Source organism: Mycobacterium sp., from assembly GCF_965230835.1.
Lineage (GTDB): Bacteria > Actinomycetota > Actinomycetes > Mycobacteriales > Mycobacteriaceae > Mycobacterium.
The window spans coordinates 1,069,595-1,090,337 of the sequence record NZ_CBDDLW010000002.1 but is presented as its reverse complement, the minus strand read 5'-3'; the positions used below and the strand labels follow the sequence as shown (position 1 = coordinate 1,090,337).

20 protein-coding genes are annotated in these 20,743 nt (G+C 63.6%); all 20 read right to left on the bottom strand.

What is annotated here, in order from left to right; genetic code table 11:
• Window positions 1-82: 82 nt before the first annotated feature.
• Window positions 83-1,969: an NADH-quinone oxidoreductase subunit L gene (gene nuoL, locus ACO07W_RS05510; RefSeq protein ID WP_421841480.1), complete on the bottom strand. Its 1,887-nt coding sequence runs from the start codon at window positions 1,967-1,969 to the stop codon at window positions 83-85.
• 10 nt (window positions 1,970-1,979) lie between these two features.
• A complete protein-coding gene (gene nuoK, locus ACO07W_RS05505; protein ID WP_421841478.1) occupies window positions 1,980-2,279 on the bottom strand; it encodes an NADH-quinone oxidoreductase subunit NuoK in 300 nt (99 codons plus the stop codon).
• The gene (locus ACO07W_RS05500; RefSeq protein WP_421841476.1) at window positions 2,276-3,064 is read right to left on the bottom strand and encodes an NADH-quinone oxidoreductase subunit J; all 789 of its coding nucleotides are present in this window, start codon (window positions 3,062-3,064) and stop codon (window positions 2,276-2,278) included. The genes nuoK and ACO07W_RS05500 overlap by 4 nt, the downstream gene beginning before the upstream one ends.
• The gene (gene nuoI / locus ACO07W_RS05495; RefSeq protein WP_421841474.1) at window positions 3,061-3,606 is read right to left on the bottom strand and encodes an NADH-quinone oxidoreductase subunit NuoI; all 546 of its coding nucleotides are present in this window, start codon (window positions 3,604-3,606) and stop codon (window positions 3,061-3,063) included. Before nuoI ends, ACO07W_RS05500 begins: the two co-directional genes overlap by 4 nt.
• Window positions 3,599-4,903: an NADH-quinone oxidoreductase subunit NuoH gene (gene nuoH, locus ACO07W_RS05490; protein WP_421841472.1), complete on the bottom strand. Its 1,305-nt coding sequence runs from the start codon at window positions 4,901-4,903 to the stop codon at window positions 3,599-3,601. Before nuoH ends, nuoI begins: the two co-directional genes overlap by 8 nt.
• Window positions 4,900-7,395 carry an NADH-quinone oxidoreductase subunit G gene (locus ACO07W_RS05485; RefSeq protein WP_421841470.1) on the bottom strand — a complete coding sequence of 832 codons (2,496 nt, stop codon included), beginning with the start codon at window positions 7,393-7,395 and terminating at the stop codon, window positions 4,900-4,902. Before ACO07W_RS05485 ends, nuoH begins: the two co-directional genes overlap by 4 nt.
• Window positions 7,392-8,756 (bottom strand): NADH-quinone oxidoreductase subunit NuoF, encoded by a 1,365-nt coding sequence (gene nuoF, locus ACO07W_RS05480; protein ID WP_421841468.1) that lies wholly within the window; start codon window positions 8,754-8,756, stop codon window positions 7,392-7,394. Before nuoF ends, ACO07W_RS05485 begins: the two co-directional genes overlap by 4 nt.
• On the bottom strand, window positions 8,756-9,562 hold the full coding sequence (gene nuoE, locus ACO07W_RS05475; RefSeq protein WP_421841466.1) for an NADH-quinone oxidoreductase subunit NuoE: 807 nt from the start codon (window positions 9,560-9,562) through the stop codon (window positions 8,756-8,758). The genes nuoF and nuoE overlap by 1 nt, the downstream gene beginning before the upstream one ends.
• Window positions 9,559-10,890, bottom strand: coding sequence for an NADH dehydrogenase (quinone) subunit D (gene nuoD, locus ACO07W_RS05470; protein ID WP_421841464.1), 1,332 nt, complete (start codon window positions 10,888-10,890; stop codon window positions 9,559-9,561). Before nuoD ends, nuoE begins: the two co-directional genes overlap by 4 nt.
• Window positions 10,890-11,606 carry an NADH-quinone oxidoreductase subunit C gene (locus tag ACO07W_RS05465; protein WP_421841462.1) on the bottom strand — a complete coding sequence of 239 codons (717 nt, stop codon included), beginning with the start codon at window positions 11,604-11,606 and terminating at the stop codon, window positions 10,890-10,892. The genes nuoD and ACO07W_RS05465 overlap by 1 nt, the downstream gene beginning before the upstream one ends.
• Window positions 11,603-12,157, bottom strand: a complete 555-nt coding sequence (locus tag ACO07W_RS05460) for a NuoB/complex I 20 kDa subunit family protein (RefSeq protein ID WP_421841460.1) — start codon at window positions 12,155-12,157, stop codon at window positions 11,603-11,605. The genes ACO07W_RS05465 and ACO07W_RS05460 overlap by 4 nt, the downstream gene beginning before the upstream one ends.
• Window positions 12,158-12,165: 8 nt before the next feature.
• Entirely contained in the window at window positions 12,166-12,546 is a 381-nt protein-coding gene (locus ACO07W_RS05455; protein ID WP_421841458.1) for an NADH-quinone oxidoreductase subunit A, read from the bottom strand.
• A 506-nt stretch (window positions 12,547-13,052) separates the two neighbouring features.
• Window positions 13,053-13,454 (bottom strand): hypothetical protein, encoded by a 402-nt coding sequence (locus ACO07W_RS05450; protein ID WP_421841456.1) that lies wholly within the window; start codon window positions 13,452-13,454, stop codon window positions 13,053-13,055.
• 89 nt (window positions 13,455-13,543) lie between these two features.
• The gene (locus tag ACO07W_RS05445; protein WP_421841454.1) at window positions 13,544-14,089 is read right to left on the bottom strand and encodes a YceI family protein; all 546 of its coding nucleotides are present in this window, start codon (window positions 14,087-14,089) and stop codon (window positions 13,544-13,546) included.
• Window positions 14,090-14,178: 89 nt separating this feature from the next.
• Complete coding sequence (locus ACO07W_RS05440; protein WP_421841452.1) at window positions 14,179-15,543, bottom strand: phosphotransferase family protein; 1,365 nt, start codon at window positions 15,541-15,543, stop codon at window positions 14,179-14,181.
• A gap of 7 nt (window positions 15,544-15,550) precedes the next feature.
• On the bottom strand, window positions 15,551-16,789 hold the full coding sequence (locus ACO07W_RS05435) for an acyl-CoA dehydrogenase family protein (protein ID WP_421841450.1): 1,239 nt from the start codon (window positions 16,787-16,789) through the stop codon (window positions 15,551-15,553).
• 9 nt (window positions 16,790-16,798) lie between these two features.
• Window positions 16,799-17,434, bottom strand: coding sequence for a TetR/AcrR family transcriptional regulator (locus ACO07W_RS05430; protein ID WP_421841448.1), 636 nt, complete (start codon window positions 17,432-17,434; stop codon window positions 16,799-16,801).
• Window positions 17,434-18,351, bottom strand: a complete 918-nt coding sequence (locus ACO07W_RS05425) for a hydroxymethylglutaryl-CoA lyase (RefSeq protein WP_421841446.1) — start codon at window positions 18,349-18,351, stop codon at window positions 17,434-17,436. The genes ACO07W_RS05430 and ACO07W_RS05425 overlap by 1 nt, the downstream gene beginning before the upstream one ends.
• A complete protein-coding gene (locus ACO07W_RS05420) occupies window positions 18,348-19,553 on the bottom strand; it encodes a CaiB/BaiF CoA transferase family protein (RefSeq protein ID WP_421841444.1) in 1,206 nt (401 codons plus the stop codon). Before ACO07W_RS05420 ends, ACO07W_RS05425 begins: the two co-directional genes overlap by 4 nt.
• Complete coding sequence (locus ACO07W_RS05415; RefSeq protein ID WP_421841442.1) at window positions 19,550-20,743, bottom strand: alpha/beta hydrolase family protein; 1,194 nt, start codon at window positions 20,741-20,743, stop codon at window positions 19,550-19,552. The genes ACO07W_RS05420 and ACO07W_RS05415 overlap by 4 nt, the downstream gene beginning before the upstream one ends.

Sequence of the window (20,743 nt, the reverse complement as noted above, 5' to 3'; positions counted from 1 at the left end):
CTTCGCTCTGCATCGTCGCCGGCGTGAGGCATGACGCGCCGCTCCTCCGCATCGCTTCGCTCTGCATCGTCGCCGGCGCGGCTCACCACAGCTGCACCGCCAGAATCGCCGCGGCCACCAGGACCGCACCAGCCAGCATGGATAACGCATAGCTGCGGGCGAAGCCAGTTTGCGTTTGTCGAAGCCGATTCGACGCCCAACCCACCAGGCCAGTAAGCGCGTTGACTGGCCTGTCCACACCAGCATCGTCGACCCCGACCACTGCGTGGGTCAGCTGCGCGCCAGGGCGCATGAACACCTCCTCGTTGAAGGCATCGCCGTAGAGGTCGGCGCGTGCCGCCTTCGTCAGCGTCGAGACTCTGACGGGGGCCACCCGCGGGATAGGGGCGGTGCCGTACATCCGGTAGGCCACCGCGATACCTATGGCGACAACGCCCAAAGCCAGGGTGCTGCTGACCCAGGTTGGTAGGGCATGGGTGGTTTCCTCGCCGACGCCCACAACCGGTTCTAGCCAGTGCTGCAAAGTTCCCCCCACGGCCAGTAGGCCGCCCGAGAACACCGAGCCCACAGCAAGCAAGATCATGGGCCACATCATCAACTTCGGTGCTTCGTGCGGATGAGCGCTCGGAGCCCAGCGACGCTGGCCGAAGAAGGTCATGAGCATGACCCGCGTCATGTAGAACGCTGTGACCCCGGCGCCTAGCAATGCGGCCCCGCCCAGCACATAGCCGCGGGTGTCGCCGGCGCCCAACGCCGCTTCGATGATGGCGTCTTTCGAGAAATAGCCCGCGAACGGCGGAACACCGATAATCGCCAGATATGCCAGCCCGAAGGTTGTGAAGGTAACCGGCAGAGCGGCGCGCAGGCCACCGTAGCGGCGCATGTCCTGCTCTTCGTCCATTGCGTGGATCACCGCGCCAGACCCCAGGAACAGCCCTGCCTTGAAGAAACCATGAGTGAGTAGGTGCATGATCGCAAATGCGTAGCCGGCCGGACCCAGCCCGGCGGCCAGCACCATGTAGCCGATCTGGCTCATCGTCGAGGCAGCCAGCGCGCGCTTGATGTCGTCCTTGGCGCAGCCGATGAACGCCCCAAGCAGCAACGTGACCGCGCCGACGACGACCACCGCCAGTTGCGCGTCCGGCGCCAGGTTGTACAGCGGGTTCGACCGCACGATCAAGTACACGCCGGCGGTTACCATCGTTGCGGCGTGGATGAGCGCGGACACCGGGGTGGGGCCCTCCATCGCGTCGCCCAACCAAGCCTGCAGCGGAACTTGTGCGGACTTGGCGCACGCACCCAACAGCAGCAACAAACCGATCGCGGTCAGCGCGCCGCGATTCGCGCCGGGCGCGCCGGCGAACACCCCTGCGTATGAGAGAGTGCCGAAGTTGCTGAACATTACGAACATGCCCAGGGCAAGGCCGGCGTCTCCGACCCGGTTCATCACGAACGCCTTCTTGGCCGCGGTGGCCGCCGACGGCTTGTGATACCAGAAACCGATCAGCAGATAGGACGCCAGGCCGACGCCTTCCCACCCGACATACAACAACACGTAGTTGTCCGCGACGACCAGCAGCAGCATCGACGCCAAGAACAAGTTGAGATAGCCGAAGAACCTGCGGCGGTCCGGGTCGTCAGCCATATAGGCGACCGAATAGATGTGAATCAGCGAGCCGACTCCGGAAATCAGCAGTACAAAGCACATAGCCAACTGGTCGATCTGAAACCCGAAGTCGACCTGTAGTTGCCCGACGGGTATCCAGGTGAATATCTTCTGGTCGATCATCCGGTCGGCTTCGTCCCGGCTGAGCATGTCCGCCAGCAGTTTGGCGCCTACCCCGAACGCGGCGAGGGCCGCCGCACAGCCCAACCAATGCCCCCACCGATCGGTGCGTCTGCCGCCCAACAGCAAGATCGCGGCACCAGCCAATGGCAGGGCCACCAGCAGCCAGGTTAAGTGTGTCATCGTGGCGTTCTCAGCCTTTGAGTAGATTCGCGTCGTCAACCGACGCTGATTTTCGGGCACGGAAAATCGCCATAATGATGGCCAGGCCGACGACGACCTCGCACGCGGCTACCACCATGGTGAAGAAGGCGATCATTTGCCCGTCGAGTCGACCATGCATCCGCGCGAAAGTGACAAACGCCAAATTGACGGCATTGAGCATCAGCTCGACGCACATGAACATCACAATCGCGTTGCGGCGTAGCAGCACACCCGACGCCCCGATGGTGAACAGGAGCGCCGAGAGGTAGAGGTAATTGGCCGGATTCATGACGCACCTCCCTTGATGGCGTCGCGCGCCGGAGTCTGCGGGCCGTCGACCCCGCGGGTCTGCAGTATTGGCGGGACAGACAACTCTGAATAGGAGCCGTCCGGAAGCATCGCGGCCATGTCAACCGCGTTGTGGCGGGCGTACACGCCCGGGCTGGGCAACGGGGTGGGATGACCGCCGGGGCGGAAACGCTGCTGGGAGAGTTCGCGCTGAGTCTTGCGTTGCGCGAAACGTTCTCGGTGCGCCAGCACCATCGCCCCCACAGCCGCGGTGATCAGCAGTGCGCTGGTCAATTCGAATGCCCACAAATAGCGTGAGAAGATCAGTGCCGCCAATCCTTCGACGTTGCCGTTTGCGTTGGCGGCGTTAAGTCCGGCGAAACTTCCGGTTGCCGCATTGCCGATCGCGCCGACCAGCAGCACGCCGAACCCCACACCGGCTGCTGCCGCAGCGACTCGTTGGCCGTGCAGTGTTTCCTTCAGTGATTCCGCGGAGTCCACGCCGATGAGCATCAGCACAAACAAGAACAGCATCATCACCGCGCCGGTGTACACCACGACTTGAACGACGCCCAAGAACGGTGCGTCCTGGGCCAGGTACATCACGGCCAGGATGATCATGGTCATCGCCAAGAACATCGCCGAGTAAACGGCGTTGACGGCCAGCACCAACCCGAGTGCCCCGATCAGCGCCAGCGTCCCCAGCACCCAGAACAACACAGCTTCGCCGGTGGAAGTGCGGGTGATCGCTTCGGTTGCCGCTTTCGTGGCGAGTACCGCGATCATCGGGAATCTCCGGAAGTCTGGCTTTCGCGCAGGCCGTTCGCGGTCACGTTTCCTTGGTAGTAGTCCTTGTCGGTAGCGCCCGCTGTTCTTGGATGCGGCGGCGCGGTCATCTCCGGCAGCAGCGGAGCCAGCAGCCGGTCCTTTTCGTAGATCAAATCGGCGCGGTTGTCATCGGCCATCTCGTAGTCGTTGGTCATTGTCAGTGCACGCGTTGGGCAAGCCTCGATGCACAACCCGCAACCGATGCAACGCAAATAGTTGATCTGGTACACCCGGCCGTAGCGTTCTCCCGGCGAATACCTCGCCGCTTCGGTGTTATCGGCACCTTCGACGTAAATCGCATCCGCTGGGCAGGCCCAGGCGCATAGTTCGCAGCCGATGCATTTCTCCAGACCGTCTGGGTACCGGTTGAGTTGGTGACGGCCGTGATAGCGCGGTGCCACGGGCCCGGGCTCCTCCGGATACTCCTCGGTGACCGGCTTTTTGAACATTGAGCCAAACGTCACGCCGAATCCTGCTAGGGCGTCCAAGAACTTAGCCACGTGCGTTCTCCTTGCTGGCACCGACCGGTTTGGTAGTGGCTTGCGCCGGCAACGGTGGTGTCGGGAATACCGGTTCGAGGCCGCTGAAGGTTTCTGGCCCGTCAGGGCTTTGTAGGTTTTCGATCTCGGCGCGCTCTCTACGGTGCCGCCGCGCCAGCGCGCGAGCGCTTGGGGCGCTGAATGGTTTTCGCAGCGAAAGCACCAGCGCCGCAGCGACAGTGAGGCTGCTTAGTACCAGGACCAGGGTCCAATGTGCGTAGCCCGCGTTCCGCAGCGAGGCGACAACCGCAGCGATCATCACCCACACCAGAGAAGCTGGGATCAGTAATTTCCAGCCCAGTGCCATGAACTGGTCGTATCGAAGCCGGGGGAGCGTGGCTCGAAGCCAGAAATAGATGAACAGAAAGCCCCATACCTTGGCGGTAAACCAGAGCACCGGCCACCAGCCTGTATTAGCGCCGTCCCACATGTTCAGCGGCCAGGGAGCATGCCAGCCGCCGAGGAACATGGTGGCGGCCAGCGCCGAGACTGTCGTCATGTTGACGTATTCGGCGAGCATGAACATCGCGAACTTCAACGAAGAGTATTCGGTGTGGAAACCCGCGACCAGTTCACCTTCGGCCTCGGGCAAGTCGAACGGCGCCCGGTTAGTCTCGCCCACCATCGAGATGAGGTAGACGACAAATGAAGGCAGCAGCAAGAAGATGTACCAGACGCGGTCTTGGGCGGCCACGATCTGCGATGTCGACATCGTACCGGCGTAGAGGAAGACCGCCCCGAAGGACAGGCCCATCGCGACCTCGTACGAGATCACCTGGGCGGTTGAGCGAACCCCGCCCAGCAGCGGATAGGTGGACCCTGACGCCCAGCCACCTAGCACGATGCCGTACACGCCGATCGCCGACAACCCCAGGATGAACAACACGGCGACGGGAAGATCGGTCAGCTGCAGCGGCGTCCGGTGACCGAACACCGATACCTCGGGGCCGAACGGAATGAACGCGAACGCAGTGAATGCGGGAATCACCGAAATCACAGGCGCCAGCATGTAAACCAGCCAGTCGGTGCCACGAGGGGTGATGCTTTCCTTCAGCGCCAGCTTGATTCCGTCCGCCAAGCTTTGCAGGTAACCGTTCGGGCCCACCCTGTTTGGGCCGGGACGCAGCTGCATGCGGCCCAGTAGCTTCCGCTCGGCCAGGATCGCCATCAGGACCGTCAGCATGAGGAACACGAAGATCGCGATCGCCTTGGCAACGACAAGCCACCAGGTGTCGTGTCCGAAGGCCGTGAGGGTCATATGCGCCGCTCCTCTGCCTCGGAAGCGGGAGGAGCGGCCACATCGCTGGGTTTTGTATCGTCTGCTGCGGCGCCAACTCCGATTGCCACGATGCTCCCGATCGTTGCGCCCAGTTGTTGGTAAACCGCGGAGCCCGGTGAGTTCAGCGGAAGCCACACCACCCGGTCGGGCATGTCGGTGACGGCCAGCGGCAGGGTGATCGCACCTCGCGATGTGCTGACTGCGACGAGATCGCCCTCGGCGGCGCCTATCTCGGCCGCGGTACCAGGCGCCAGCCGCACCACCGGCGTACGTGCGGTCCCGGCCAGATGCGGTTCGCCGTCTTGCAAGCGGCCGCCGTCGAGCAGCATCCTCCAGCCGGTCAGTATGGCCTCACCCGCGCCAGGATTGATGGGTTTGCGGGCGGCGATAGCTGGGCTGGCGGCGCGTTTGGCGTCCCAGCTGCCCAGCCTGGACAATTCTGCGCGGGCCGCTTCGGCGGTGGCCACGCCTAGGTACACACCCATTTCATCGGCCAGTGCATCCAGTACACGATGATCGGGCTGGGTGCTCTGTAGCGTGCTTGCCGGTAGGGCGGGGCCGAACCCACGGTAGCGGCCTTCCCAGTTCACGAACGCGCCGGACTTCTGTGTTGTCGGTGCGACCGGAAAAACCACGTCGGCGCGGTCGGTGACCGCGCTGTGCCGAAGTTCCAGGCTGACAACGAAGCTGGCGGCGTCCAGGGCCGTCAGCACCGCGTCCGGATCCGCGAAGTCGGCGGGTTCGATGCCGCCGACCAGCAGCGCGTTGAGGCTCCCGTCGGTAGCGGCGGCCAGAATGGCATCGGTGTCACGGCCAACCGCGGGCGGCAGTTCGTCGACGTTCCAGGCGGCGCACACCTGTGAGCGGGCCGCGTCGTCGGCCATTGGCCGGCCACCTGGCAGGAGCCTGGGCAACGCACCGGCTTCGAGGGCGCCGCGCTCTCCGGCCCGGCGGGGCACCCACGCCAGGCTTGCCCCGGTGGCGTCAGCGAGGCGCGTTGCGGCGGATAGTCCGCCGGGCACCGTGGCCAGACGTTCGCCGACCATGATGACCGCGCCGGGGGAGGCCAACAGGTCTCCTACCTCGCCGGTCGCCAGCTCATCCAATGCCGAAGCCTCTTCGCCGGGAACCGTCTTGAGTAAGTGACCAGACATCTTCTTCAGCGCACGAGTGGCGAATGGGGCGATCGCGTACACCGGAACGCCGTGTTTGCGTGCCGCCTTGCGTAACCGCAGGAACACGATGGGCGACTCGTCTTCGGGCTCGAACCCGACCAGCAGAACCACCGGCGCTGATTCCAGGTCCGAATAGCTGACGGTGACGGGCCGCCCTGCGACGCGGGCTGCCAAGAAGTCGGCCTCCTCGCTCGAATGCGGTCGGGCCCGGAAGTCGATGTCGTTGGTGTCCAACGTGATCCGCGCGAACTTCGCATACGCGTAGGCGTCTTCCACGGTGACTCGGCCGCCGACCAGCACGCCGGCGCGCCCGCGGGCGTCCTTGAGCCCCCGAGCCGCCGCTACCATCGCGTGCGACCACGACGCTGCCACCAGGGCGCCACCAGCATCGCGGATCAGGGGAGTGGTGATTAGGTCCGGCTGGGTCGCGTAGTTGAATGCCCAGCGGCCTTTGTCGCAGTTCCATTCTTCGTTGACTTCGGGGTCGTCACCGGCGAGTCGACGCAGCACCTTGCCGCGGCGGTGGTCGGTGCGTTGTGCGCAGCCGGACGCGCAGTGCTCGCACACACTCGGGCTGGAAACCAAATCAAACGGGCGTGCCCGGAATCGGTATGCGGTACCGGTTAGCGCGCCTACCGGACAGATCTGAACCGTGTTGCCCGAAAAGTAGGAGTCGAAGGGCTCGGACGTGTAGATGCCGACCTGCTGCAGGGCGCCGCGCTCCTGCATATCGATGAAGGGGTCGCCGGCGATCTGGTCGGAAAACCTGGTGCATCGGGCACACAAGATGCAACGTTCGCGATCCAGCAACACTTGGGAGGAGATATTGATGGGCTTGGCGAACGTTCGCTTGACGCCGGTAAAACGAGAATCGGCTCGGCCGTTGGACATTGCTTGGTTTTGCAGCGGGCATTCGCCGCCCTTGTCGCACATCGGGCAATCCAGCGGATGATTGATCAGCAGCAGTTCCATCACACCGTGCTGGGCCTTGTCGGCGGCTTCAGAGGTGAGTTGGGTTCGCACCACCATGTCGTCGGTGGCGACGGTGGTGCACGATGCCAGTGGCTTGCGCTGTCCCTCCACTTCGACCAGGCACTGACGGCAGGCGCCGACCGGTTCGAGTAGCGGGTGGTCGCAGAACCGTGGAATCTGGACGCCCATCAACTCGGCCGCGCGGATCACCAGGGTCCCTTTGGGAACACTGATTTCGGCGCCGTCGATTGACAGAGTCACCATCGTCGGCTGGCTTACGCCGCCGCCGGTTTCGGTGCCGGCGGCACCGGAGGATGTGGTCATCGGGGCTCTGCGCCTTCCCTGTCTTCCTGCCCTGTCGTGGGGATGGAGTCCCGGGGGTCGAAAGGACACCCGCCTTCTTCGACGTGTGCGACGTATTCGTCGCGGAAGTGCTCGATTGACGACATCACAGGGCTCGCCGCGCCATCGCCCAACGCGCAAAACGACTTTCCCAAGATCGAATCCGAGATATCCAACAGCTTGCCAATATCTCCGTCGGTGCCGCCGCCGGTCTCGAGCCGCTCGTAGATTTGGTCCAGCCAGAAGGTGCCTTCTCGGCAGGGTGTGCACTTCCCGCATGATTCGTGCTTATAGAACTCGGTCCAGCGGCGCACCGCGCGTACTACGCACGTGGTCTCGTCGAAAATCTCCAGCGCTTTGGTGCCCAGCATCGAGCCCGCCGCACCCACGCCCTCGTAGTCCAGCGGCACGTCGAGATGTTCAGCAGTAAGCAATGGTGTTGAGGACCCTCCCGGAGTCCAGAATTTGAGTCGGTGTCCCGCTCGTACTCCGCCGGCGTAGTCGAGCAGCTCGCGTAACGTGATGCCTAGTGGAGCCTCGTACTGACCTGGGCGAGTGACGTGCCCGGACAGTGAATACAGCGTGAATCCAGGCGATTTCTCGCTGCCCATCGACCGGAACCATTCGATGCCGTGCAGAATGATCGACGGGACACTGGCAATCGTTTCGACGTTGTTGATCACGGTGGGGCAGCCATACAACCCAGCCACTGCCGGAAAGGGCGGGCGTAGCCGGGGCTGACCACGCCGGCCTTCCAGCGAATCGAGCAATGCGGTTTCCTCGCCGCAGATATAGGCGCCCGCGCCCGCGTGCACCACCAGCTCCAGGTCGAATCCCGAGCCGGCGATATCGCGGCCGAGAAGACCGGCGGAATAGGCCTCGGCCACCGCGTTCTGCAGGCGGCGCAACACTGGCAACACCTCACCGCGCACATAGATGAACGCGTGGTTGGCGCGGATTGCATAGGCAGCGATGATGACGCCCTCGATCAGCGTGTGGGGTGTCGCGAGCATCAGCGGGATGTCTTTGCAGGTACCCGGCTCCGACTCGTCGGCATTGACCACCAGGTAGTGCGGCTTGGCGGACGCGCTCGAATCGCTCTGCGGGATGAACGACCACTTTGTCCCGGTCGAGAAGCCCGCGCCTCCGCGCCCACGCAACCCGGAATCTTTGACGGTCTGAATCACTTCGGCGGGCTGCATTGCCAGAGCTTTCCGCATCGCCCGGTAGCCCTCGTGGCGTTGATAGGTCGCCAGCGTCCATGACTCGGGGTCGTCCCAGAAGCGGCTGAGCACCGGAGTCAGCGGTGTCGCCTGGGCGCCCGCGGGGCCAGCGGCAGCCATCACTGTCCTTCCCGGTCAGCTGGGGTAGGTGGCTCGGCTACCGGCCCGGTCTCGGGGGCAGCTGGTGCCTGCATACCGTTCTGCCGCGCTACCCGCAGCCCAGCCAACGTGGCGGCGCCGGCACCTCCTTGTCCTTGTTCGGGACGCTGGTCGGGTAGTCCTGCCAGCACGCGCGATGTCTCCCGGAAACCGCACAGTGGGGTACCGCGGGTAGGCGGCATCGGTGTTCCCGAACGCAGGGAGTCCACCAGTGCGCGCGCGGACTCTGGTGTCTGGTTGTCGAAGAATTCCCAGTTGACCATCACCACCGGAGCGAAATCGCAAGCGGCGTTGCATTCGATGTGCTGCAGGGTCACCGTTCCATCCGCGGTGGTCTCGTCATTGGCAATGCCGAGGTGGTCTTTGAGGGTGTCGAATATCGCGTCACCGCCCATGACTGCGCACAGCGTGTTGGTGCACACTCCGACCAGGTATTCCCCGGTGGGTTCACGACGGTACATGGTGTAGAAACTTGCTACCGCCGAAACTTCAGCTCCGGTCAATCCCAGCTGGCCGGCGCAGAACTCCAAACCCGCTGGGGTCAGGCAGGAGTCCTCGGACTGTACTAGGTGCAGCAGTGGCAACAGCGCTGACCGCTGATTCGGGTAGCGGCCGATGATCTCCTTGGCGTCGACCTCCAGCCGGGCTCGCACCTCAGGCGGATACGACTGCCGAGCATCGTCGGACGCGAATTGGTTGGGCTCTTCTGGCGGTGGGCCAAGCCGGATAAATACCCGTTCGCCTCCGTTGGCTTGCGGTCCGGTCATCGGTCAACCCCGCCCATGACCGGGTCGATGCTGGCGACCGCGGCGATCAAATCGGCGACCATCGCGCCTTCGCACATCGCGGCCACCGACTGCAGGTTCGTGAACGATGGGTCCCGGTAGTGCACCCGGTAGGGGCGAGTGCCGCCATCGCTGACCATGTGGACGCCCAGTTCACCGCGCGGTGATTCGACCGCCACATAGACCTGGCCTGGCGGAACCCGAATCCCCTCGGTAACCAGTTTGAAGTGGTGGATCAATGCCTCCATCGAGCCGCCCATGATCTTGGCGATGTGCTCGGGGGAATTGCCCATGCCGTCGGGACCGACCTTCAGGTCGGCCGGCCAGGCGATCTTGCGGTCATCGACCATGACTGGGCCCGGCTTCAACTTGTCCAGACACTGCTCAACGATCTTTAGCGATTCCTTCATCTCTTTGACGCGGATGATATAGCGGCCGTAGGCATCACAACTGTCGTCGGTGATCACGTCGAATTCGTAGTTCTCGTATCCGCAGTAGGGCTCGCTGCGCCGCATGTCGTGCGGCAACCCGGTGGAACGCAGCACCGGGCCAGTGATTCCCAGTGCCATGCATCCCGTCAAGTCCAGGTAGCCGACGCCCTGAGTGCGTGCTTTCCAGATTGCGTTTTCGTTGAGCAGGTCTTCCATTTCGCCCAGGGGCTGGCGCAGTTGTTTGATGGTTTCCGCGATTTCGCTGGCGGCGTTGGGTGGAAGATCCTGCGCCACGCCGCCGGGCCGGATGTAGGCGCTGTTCATCCGCAAACCGGTGATCGATTCGAACACTTTGAGGATGAGTTCGCGTCCCCGAAAACCGATGAACATCGGGGTCATCGCACCCAGCTCCATGCCGCCAGTGGCCAGTGCGACCAGATGCGACGAAACTCGGTTGAGCTCCATCATCATGACCCGGATCACGTTGACCCGCTCGGGTATCTCGTCGGTGATGCCGAGCAGCTTCTCTACGCCCAAGCAGTAGGCGGTTTCGTTGAAGAAGGGGGACAGGTAGTCCATCCGGGTCACGAAGGTGACGCCCTGGGACCAGTAGCGGTATTCGAGGTTCTTCTCGATTCCGGTGTGTAGGTATCCGATTCCGCACTGGACTTCAGTGACTGTCTCGCCTTCGATCTCCAGGATGAGCCGCAAAACCCCGTGCGTGGACGGGTGTTGGGGCCCCATGTTGACGACGATTCGTTCGCCAGGGTCCGCTTTGCGCGCGGCGTCGACGATCTGTTGCCAGTCTTGACCGCCAGCGACCAGGACGGTTTCGGCGGCGCCGGCTCCGTCGTGCGCCGTCGTACTCGCTTTGCTCATCAGTTGTAGCCCCTCCGCTCGTCGGGCGGAGGTATCTGCGCGCCCTTGTATTCGACAGGGACGCCACCGAGCGGGTAGTCCTTACGCTGCGGATGTCCCTGCCAGTCGTCAGGCATCTCGATTCGGGTAAGCGACGGATGCCCGTCGAAGATGATCCCGAAGAAATCGTAGGTCTCGCGCTCGTGCCAGTCGTTTGTCGGGTAGATCGCAAACAACGATGGGATGTGCGGATCACTTTCCGGTACAGACACTTCCAGCCGCAGGCGGCGATTGTGGGTGATCGACTGCAGTGGATACACGGCATGCAATTCACGGTCGGTTTCGTGTGGGTAGTGCACACCGTTGACACCGAGGCATAGCTCGAAACGCAATCCCGGCTGGTCGCGCAGCTGCTGAGCAACCTGCGGCAGCAGGTCTGGGCGAACGTGCAGCGTGAGTTCTGCGCGGTCGACCACGACTTTCTCTATCGCGTCTTCGAATTCGACGTCATCGCGCTTCAGTGCCTCCGCCAACTGGTCGGCAATCTCGTCGAAGTAGCCGCCGTACGGACGGGGGCTACTGCCCGGAAGCGCGACCTCCCGCACCAGTCGTCCGTATCCGGAGGTGTCACCGGTGCCGGAAACACCGAACATTCCGCGCCGAACGTCGACCACTTCTTCGGTGGTGGGTGCGGGACGGTCTTTTGTCTCCCGAGAATCGCGGTCCGACGCGCTCATCGCAGTAGTCCGTGCATCTCGATCGTCGGCTTGGCCGTCAACGCGGCTTCCTCCGTTTCGGCGATGACCCGCTCCCGGTTGACACCCAGCGGCATTTCCTGAATCTTCTCGTGCAGCTTGAGGATTGCGTGCAGCAGCATTTCGGGTCGCGGCGGGCAGCCGGGCAGGTAGATGTCCACCGGGACGACATGGTCGACGCCCTGCACAATCGCGTAGTTGTTGAACATCCCCCCCGACGATGCGCACACGCCCATCGCCAAGACCCATTTCGGCTCGGCCATCTGGTCATAGATCTGGCGTAGCACCGGCGCCATCTTCTGGCTGACTCGCCCCGCAACGATCATCAGATCGGCCTGCCTCGGTGTGGCCGAGAACCGCTCCATCCCGAATCGCGCTAGATCGAATCTCGGCCCGGCCGTCGCCATCATCTCGATCGCGCAGCAGGCCAACCCGAATGTTGCCGGCCACAGGGAGTTCTTGCGGACGTAGCCGGCTACTTTCTCGACCGTGGACAGCAGAATTCCGCCGGGCAGCTGTTCTTCTAGTCCCACGTCCTACCTCAATCCCACGTCAGGCCCCCGCGGCGCCACACGTAGGCGTAGGCCACGAACACCATGAGCATGAACACCACCATCTCGACGAGCGCGAACGTGCCGAGTGCGTCGTAGCTGACCGCCCACGGATAGAGGAACACGATTTCGATGTCGAAGACGATGAACAACATCGCGGTCAGGTAGTACTTGATCGGGAAACGCTGCCCGCTCTTTGCGCCGGTGCCGCTGGCGGCACCGGCGTCGGTCGGCTGGATTCCGCACTCGTAGGCCGCCACTTTCGACCGGTTGAAGCGAGACGGGCCGACAAGGCTAGCGATCACAACCGAGACCACGGCAAAAGCTGCGGCGATTGCCGCCAGCACCAAGATGGGTATGTAGACGTTCAACTCGCTCCATGATCCGTCGTACGGGCTGCCAGCTCAGCGGCCGGGCGATGACCAGGCTGCTGTGACTGAACGGGTTGGTAGACCATCACAGTGACCTTCAACATAGTCGCGCCACGCGGGTAGCCATTGCCCGGGGGTCAGGCTTTGGGTTGTGATCGGCCAACTGGCGGCCGCGTCAGCTAACCGCGCTGCGCTCATAGCAGCTCGTGGCGTCGAATACGTTCGGCCGGAACGCGGCGGTGATGACCACAGCCCAGGACTGATACCAGGAGATGCGGGCCGCGGGGACGGTCGCGATGGCCGGGTGCGGTGCCGGCGCAGCAGCGGCGGCGTCTTTGGCTGGGCACTATGGCTTCCGGCAGGTTCGGGATGGTGTTCTTCGGTGCCTTGCCGGCGGGCCCTGAGTCTCTGGACAGCAGCCATAGCCGAGAACGCGAGGCATTTTCGACGTGATCGAGGCGCTGTCGGTATTTGCCCGGGGGTCTGTCGGGTGCGCGTTCGCGCACCTAGTACGTCGGGGCGCCTAGCAGGCCAATAACTGTCTGACCCAGCACAAGGGGGTCGATGGGATGGGGCACCGCAGCCTCTGCGCGAGACCAACGAGCCAGCCAGGCGTCGTCTGGGCGACCGGTGAGCACCAGGATCGGCGGGCATACTGCCAGTTCGTCTTTGAGCTGTTTGGCGATCCCCATCCCGCCGGTCGGTGTCGCTTCCCCATCAAGGATCGCCAAATCGATGCCACCCGCATCCATGTGCCGGATCACCATCGGACCAGTTGCCACTTCGACGTAGCTCAATTCGGGCAGATCCGGGTGTAGACGGGTGCCTAGGGCAGCCATGACCTGTTCGCGGGTCTTGATGTTGTCGCTGTACACCAGGATCCGCAGGCTGTCGTTAGAGACGGGCACGGTGCAGATCGTACTGGTGGTGGTCCGGTAACTCCCGCGCGGCGGTCGTCGATGATGCTATCGGCGCTGCGGTGGTGAGGCGATGGGATTCATTCAGCGTGCCTGGGTGCAGGTACAAAGACGGCATCGGCGGTTGCGGCAGCGGTAGCTGAAACCATGCCCAGGGCATTCCAACCCAGGCCGAACTGGGAGCGGTTGACCTCGGCTTGTACCGACACTCGCACCGAGCCGTCGTCGAGCCTGGTGATGGTCGCGGGCAGTGTCACGGGCGCGGTGATGCCTTTGATGCTGAAGTCGGCCCGCACCTGCGCGGTCGCGCCGCCAGTGGGCGTCACCGCGGCAACAACGACCGTAATTTGGCCGAAGCGGTCGGCGTCGAAGAAGTCCGGGGAGAGCAGGTGCTTATCGCGGCGGCGTATGCCGGTGCTTAGCGACGCAACGCGCAGGTTGATTCGGCCAGAAACTTCGCCGGTGTGGTTGAGCTGGCCGTCGCCGGTGAACTCGGTGAATCTACCGGTGACGGTTAGCAGGCCCCACATGTTCTTGATCGAGAAGCTGACGGTCGAGCGTTCGGGAACCAGGTGCCACGATCCGGCGGCAGCAGGATCGGCCAGCAATTCTTCCAGCGCGTTCATCGCTACCTCATCTATCGGCGATGGTGGCCAACAGCTGATTGGCGACCGCGTTGACGGTGCCGGATTCAACTGCGGACATGAGCCGAACCCTACCCCTGTGTGTAGCCCGGGTGAGCGATCGCCAGCCGATGTCCTACCAGCGCGCGCAGGCAGGAGGTGGTTTTCGGGCCACTGCGGCCATCTAGGTCGCCGGCCCGGATGGCGGCGGCAAGGGTGGATTCATCGGCGAAGCCCAGTGTGCTCAGTGCTGCGCGGACGGCCGACTCGTCTTTGTCGAGCAACTCGCGTTCGACCATGCGCAAAGCGTTGGCCGCCACCCTCGCGTGGAAGTTCACCTGGCCGCTGGTTGCCTCCCGCACATCGTTTTCGAGGAATTCGGCCGCCGCGGCGACAAGTTCCGGCGCGGTCGGACGGCCGTGAATGCCAGCCACCGACAGGCCTGATGGCTCGTTTCGGGCTGTCGCGTGATGTGTATCTTCACCGCGCGGCTCGTCGAGCAAGTCGAGCAGATCCCACTCGGTCTCGCAGACCCGACGGCCTATTGCGGCCAGCTCCACCGAGCGGACTCGCCCGCTCAAGTGTCGCTCTGCCTGGTATCGGCAGATGACCCCCCAGCGCAGTGTGGCCAGCACCAGCCACCAATGAAACACAACTCGATCGACGGTGGTCCCACTGGCTTCCTCATAGGACCGCAGAAAGCTCTCGATGGTGTCCAGACCGCCGGCCCCGCGGGAGGCCGGCGCGCCGAACCGCCATGCGCGGATGCAGAACCATGCGAGGTCCTCGTAGGCCTCGCCGATGTGTACCAGCTCCCAGTCCAAAACAGCTGCAAGTCCGGATGAGTCGACGACGAGGTTCCCCATCCGGTAGTCGCCGTGCACGAGCACCTCCGGCGACGGCGGCGGCTGGTGGGCCGCGAGCCACGCGAACCCCCACTCGAAGGTGGCGGTGTTGTCACCCATGGCATCGAGTCGCTCGCGCCACTGCACGATTTGGTCCCCGCGGGCTAGGCGAGGGTCGCGGGCATCAGCCTGGTGGATTGCGGCCAGCGCTTGCGCACACTGACGCAGCAGCCGTCCCCGACCTGCGTCGTCAAGTTGGCGTTGGATCCGCCGCACGATGGTCTCGCCCTCGACCTTCTGGCATATCAGGAACGGATTACCAAGTGCCGCAGCGGAGTCATCGGACGTCAGGATGCGAGGGACTGGTGCCCCTGCCGCCGCGGCCGCTGACTGGACCCAGGCTTCGAGCTCCATGCCGGCGTGGATGCCATCGAGCGGACCGATACGCAGGATCAGCGAATGGCGGGTTCCACCGACCACGGCGTTGAATGCCCACGTGCTGCGGCTTGCTCCGCCGGTGAGGAGGCGCAGATTTTCGATTGCCACCTTGCCGCGCAGGACCGGGCGTAATGCGGCGGGCAATATATCCAGGAGTCGCTGGGTTTCGGTCATGGATAGGTCACTTCTTGCCAAAGCTAAACAGTCGCTGGGCTACCCGGCGGATCTGGATCTCTTCTGCGCCCTCGGTGATGCGGTAGCGACGATGGTGGCGGTAGATGTGCTCGAACGGCTCATGACGGCTGTAGCCGACCCCACCGAACACCTGCATCGCTCGGTCGGCCGCCTCGCATACCAGCCTGTTGGCGCGGTAGTTGGCCATCGAGACCTTGTCGGACACCTCTAGGTGATGATCGCGGTCCAGCTGTGATGCCGCGTAGTACACCAGCAACCGGACCATCTGTGCTTCAGTCTGCAGTTCGACAAGCGGCCATTGCACGGCCTGGTTCACTGACAGTGGCTTGCCGAACACCGTGCGTTCGTTGGCGTAGGCCACGGCTCGGTCGATGCAGTACTGGGCGGCGCCCAGGCTGCTGGCAGCCTGGCGAATCCTGTTTTCGTGCAGGAAGGTTTGGCCGACTTCGAGGCCGCGGTCAACCTGGCCGAGCACCGCGTCGGCCGGCACCCGAACCTCCACAAGCTCGACCTCGGCGTGGTCAGTGGGCATGTTGAAGGTCCACCAGTAGTAGGGCACATTGAAGCCGGGTGTCTTGGTGGGCACCAGGAACGCAGTGATACCTCGAGCTTGGCCGGACTCACCTGAGGTGCGGGCGAACACCAGATCATGGGTGGCGCGGTGCACGCCGGTATTGAATCGCTTGGCGCCATTGATGACCCAGTCGGAGCCGTCTTGCTCGGCGCGGGTTTCGAGCCAGGTGGCGTCTGACCCGTGATTAGGTTCGGTCAGCCCGAACGCCATCGACCGCGTGCCGGTGATGAGGGCCTCGGTCCATTCCTGTTTCTGCTCGTCGGTGCCGAACCGGTCCATCATGATGACCTGTGGGAAGTTTCCGACGATAGACGACTCGTCCTGCAAGTCGTTGTGCAGTCCGAGTCCCTTGTGTGCCAAATGTTCCCGGATCACGGCCATGTCAACGTTGGTCCCGTCACGGCCGCCGAACGCAGACGGCAAGCCGTAGCGCAGCCAGCCCGCCCGGTCTGCCCGCCTGCGCATCTCGCTGAGCAGATCCTCCCACTCCGGTCGGGGCACACCACCGTTTTCCCAGGCGGTGCGGGAATATTCTCGACGGTGGTCGAAGTAGTGAATGTGTTCGCGCTCCAGCGGCTTGATCTGGTCCTCGATGAATTCATCGATCTCGGCGAGCAGGCCGCGAAGACGCTCGGGGACGTCAAAATCCACCTTCTTCTCCTAAGATCTCGCTACGCCGCCGTACAGAGTTTTTTTCCAGACCGTCACCAAGGTTCTGATGGCATCTTCATCGCTGATGTCCAGCCCGAGACCGGACGGACCGACGAACACTGTGGTGAAGTTCTCGAACAGCAGCGAGATGGCGGCCGCGGTATGTTCTGGATTGAGTTCAGCGCCGTAGCCCTGCTCCTGAGCGCGGCGGACCGATGCGGCCACAATGTCCATGCCGAAACGCCGAAATCCGTTTTGGACGGTTGCGAATCGCTGCTGGGTAGCGGCCAGCTGAGCGACGGCGATCATGACGCCGATGTGTTGTTTGAACATGTTCCAGTAACCGGTGACCACCGACGTGAAGAAGGCGTCGTCGTCGGGGGAGTCGGGCAGCCGCAAGCTCAGTCCGGACGGGGCGAGGACGTCGTGCAGAAACGATTCGGCCAGGGCGGCAAGAAGATCTTCCTTGTCGGTGAAATACCGGTAGAAAACCGCCGGTGATTTTCCAGCAGCTGACGTGATGTCCGCCAGCGTGGTGCCGTGAAAACCGCGTTCGGCGAACAGTTTCCGAGCTGCCTGCTCGATCGCGCCGCGGGTTTGGCGGCCTTTGGAACTCAGCATTCGCGATGCTGCAGGAGCGGACATCAGGACCGGATCCGGTCGCCCGCGCGCAGTAGAGCGCTCGGAAGTTCATGACCGACAATGGTTTGCGCGACCTCAGCTGCGGTGATGCATGCTTGCAGATCGACATCGACATCGACACCGATACCGCTGTCACGCAACAGGTACACTAGATCTTCGGTAGCGATATTGCCGGTGGCGCCTGGGGCGAATGGACAACCGCCGAGCCCGCCGACTGAAGCGTCGAGCCGCGTCACACCGGAGCTCGCCGCTGCGTACGCGCAGGCCAGGCCGGCGCCGCGGGTGTTGTGAAAGTGACCGCCCAGCGGAGTGTCGCCAATCACCGGTCTTAGTTGCGCGATCAACGAGTGCACCCGTCCTGGAGTGGCGGTGCCGATCGTGTCGGCGATTGAGAACCGGTCCACACCGTGATCGCGTGCGGCGGCCGCTATATCGAGCACCCGCCGCGGTTCGGTAGGTCCATCGAACGGACAATCCCATGACGTAGCAACGATGACCTCGACTGTGACATCGCTGTTGTGGGCGATGGCGACTATCTCGCCGATCTGATTGGTCGCTTCCGCGCTGGTCCGCCCGACATTGGCTGCGCTGAACGTGTCACTTGCCGCCACCACGTATTCGATGGCTCGCAGCCCCGCGGCGATCGCCCGCCTAGCGCCATTGGGGCTGGCGACCAGCGCGGAGAACTCGATCTCGGGGTAGTGGTGCAGTTCAGCGGCCAGCTGCGCGGAGTCCGCCATCGAGGGCACCTTCGACGGGGAGACGAATGCTGTGGCCTCCACCTCGCGCACTCCGGTGGCTGCGATGGCAGCCAGCAGTTCCAGCTTGGCGGCCAACGGGATGGGCTTCTCGATCTGCAGACCGTCGCGCAGCGACACCTCGCGGATCTCTACCTTTGCGGGGGGCGAAAGGCGGTTCACAGCACCTCCTCGGCGCGCAACCTTTCGAGTTCTTCGGCGGTCTTGCCCAGCAGCCCGGTATAGACGTCCTCGTTGTGTTGTCCGGGGCGCGCCGGTCCGGCGTTGCGGACGTTACCCGGGGACTCAGAGAGAACCGGCACGATTCCCGGGCCCAAGACGGTCCGCTGCACTCGTTCGTCATAGTGGTCGACCAGCATTCCGCGGGCCCGCAGCTGTGGATCGTTGACCACTTCGGCCACGGTGTTTATCAGTCCTGCGATCACGCCTGCGGCGGAAAGTGTTTCGATGATGTCCCCGGGTTGCCGGTCGGCCGCCCATGCACCGATGATCTTGTCGAGTTCATCCTGGTTCGTGCCGCGGGCGCTGTGCGTGGCGAACCGCGCGTCGGCGACCAATTCTGGGCGCCCCATCGCCTGGCACAGGCGGGTGAACACGGTGTCCTGGTTTGCTGCGATCACCACCCACGAGCCGTCAGCGCTGCGGTAGATGTTGGACGGGGCGATACCTTCCAGCCGCGTGCCCGACGGGCCGCGTACCACTGCACCAACGTCATAGTCCGGAATCGTGGACTCCTGCACAGCCAAACAGGATTCGGTGAGCGCGACGTCGACCACCTGGCCCAGCCCGGTGACGCTGCGGCGGTAGAGCGCAGCCAAGGCGCCTTGGGCGCCGAACATTCCGGCCAGGCTGTCTCCCAGCGACAGTGCAAGCCGGGGCGGCGGCCCGCCGGGGAAGCCGTTGAGGTGTCGCAGTCCGCTGGCCGCCTCAGCCACCGACGCGTAGCCGGCCTTGTGCGCATCGGGTCCGGTCTGGCCGTAGCCGGACACCCGAACCAAGATGATCCCCGCGTTGCGTTGGCGGAGCTCGTCGTAACCCAGGTTCCACTTTTCCAGCGTGCCCGGACGAAAGTTCTCCACCACGATGTCAGATTTCTCCACCAGGTCGAGGAACAGCTCTCGGCCGCGTTGCCGGCGCAGGTCGAGTGTGATGGCTCGTTTGTTGCGGGCATGCACCGTCCAGAAGACGTGATTGCCGTCGAGTTCGGCCTGGCCCCAGTTTCGCAACGGGTCTGGGGCGCCGGGCGGTTCCACCTTGATCACGTCGGCGCCCATGTCGCCGAGCAGGCGCCCAGCGAACGGGCCGGCGATCAAGGTGCCGAGTTCGAGCACCCTGATACCGTCCAGCGCTCCGGTTAGTGTCATTGCGAACTCGCGAAGCCGTGGCGGACCAGCCAGTCGGTAACGGTGTTGACCGCTTCGCGCAGTTTGTCGCGCTGTGCTGGCCCGGCGTAATAGTGCGTAGCGCCTGGGATTTCGTGTAACTCCTTGTCGTTGTGGCCGATGGCGTCGAAGAGTCGACGGGTGTGGCTGGGGGTGCAGGCGTCGTCGGCCAGGTTGCCGATCACCAGGGCGGGGATCTTAAGATCGCGCCCGCAGGCCACGCCGTCGGCTCGGGCGTCGTCGTAACTCCATTGCGACAGCCAGCTTCGCAGCGTGCAGAAACGGGCTAACCCGACCGGGCTCATATTGACCGTTGCCGGTTCGCCGAGATAGCAGGTTCGGGGGGTGCGTTCGTTGGGATCAACGCGCGGGTCCAGCCAGCGCGGATCGGCCATCGTCCCGTGTACAACAAAGCAAAAGTCGGCGTCCGGGTTGTGGCCGGCCTTCAACTCGGCGAGCATTTGCTTGACCCACTTGGTAATACGGCGGTTCCGGTCGATCTGAGCTTGCCGGTAGCGGGCCAGAAATTTTTCGCTGTAAGGCGGTTGGTTGGGGTTTTCAGGGTCGTAGAGATCCAGCTCGGGGTCGCGTTTGGAGGGGTCGGATTCGTCGAGGATTGATGCGTCCAGCCACTCGGTCAGCGTGCCGTGCCGACTGACGTGTGCAGCCAGTAGGAGAATGCCGTCCGCGGCCGGCAGGTCGAGCGTGGTGAGGTTGGGTCCGTCGCCGGACGGGCTCGACGTGATTGTTGCCTGCTGGGCCTGCTGCTGGTAAAACACCGACAGCGAGCCTCCGCCGCTCCACCCTGCCAGCACCACCTTGCGGTATCCCAGCCGATTCTTGGCATCTTTGATGCATTCGCCAAGATCTTCGGCCACTTTCTCCATCAGCAGTGCCGAGTCCGTGCCGCGGAACCGGCTGTTGCAGTAGATGACGTGGTGGCCAGCTCGGGCCAGCGCGTTGATCATCGGCAGGTAGGCGCCGCCGCCGATTGGGTGCATGAAGATGAGAACGGTATCCGATGGCCGGTCGTTCGGCTTGAGCAGATAGCTTTCCAGTACGGTGACCTCGGCTAAACCGCCGTAGACGTCCCGAACTCCGGAATTGTTCTGGAAAGCAACGAGATAGGGAATACGGGTGTATTCGCATCTCGCGGCCGGTGCGTTTTCCAT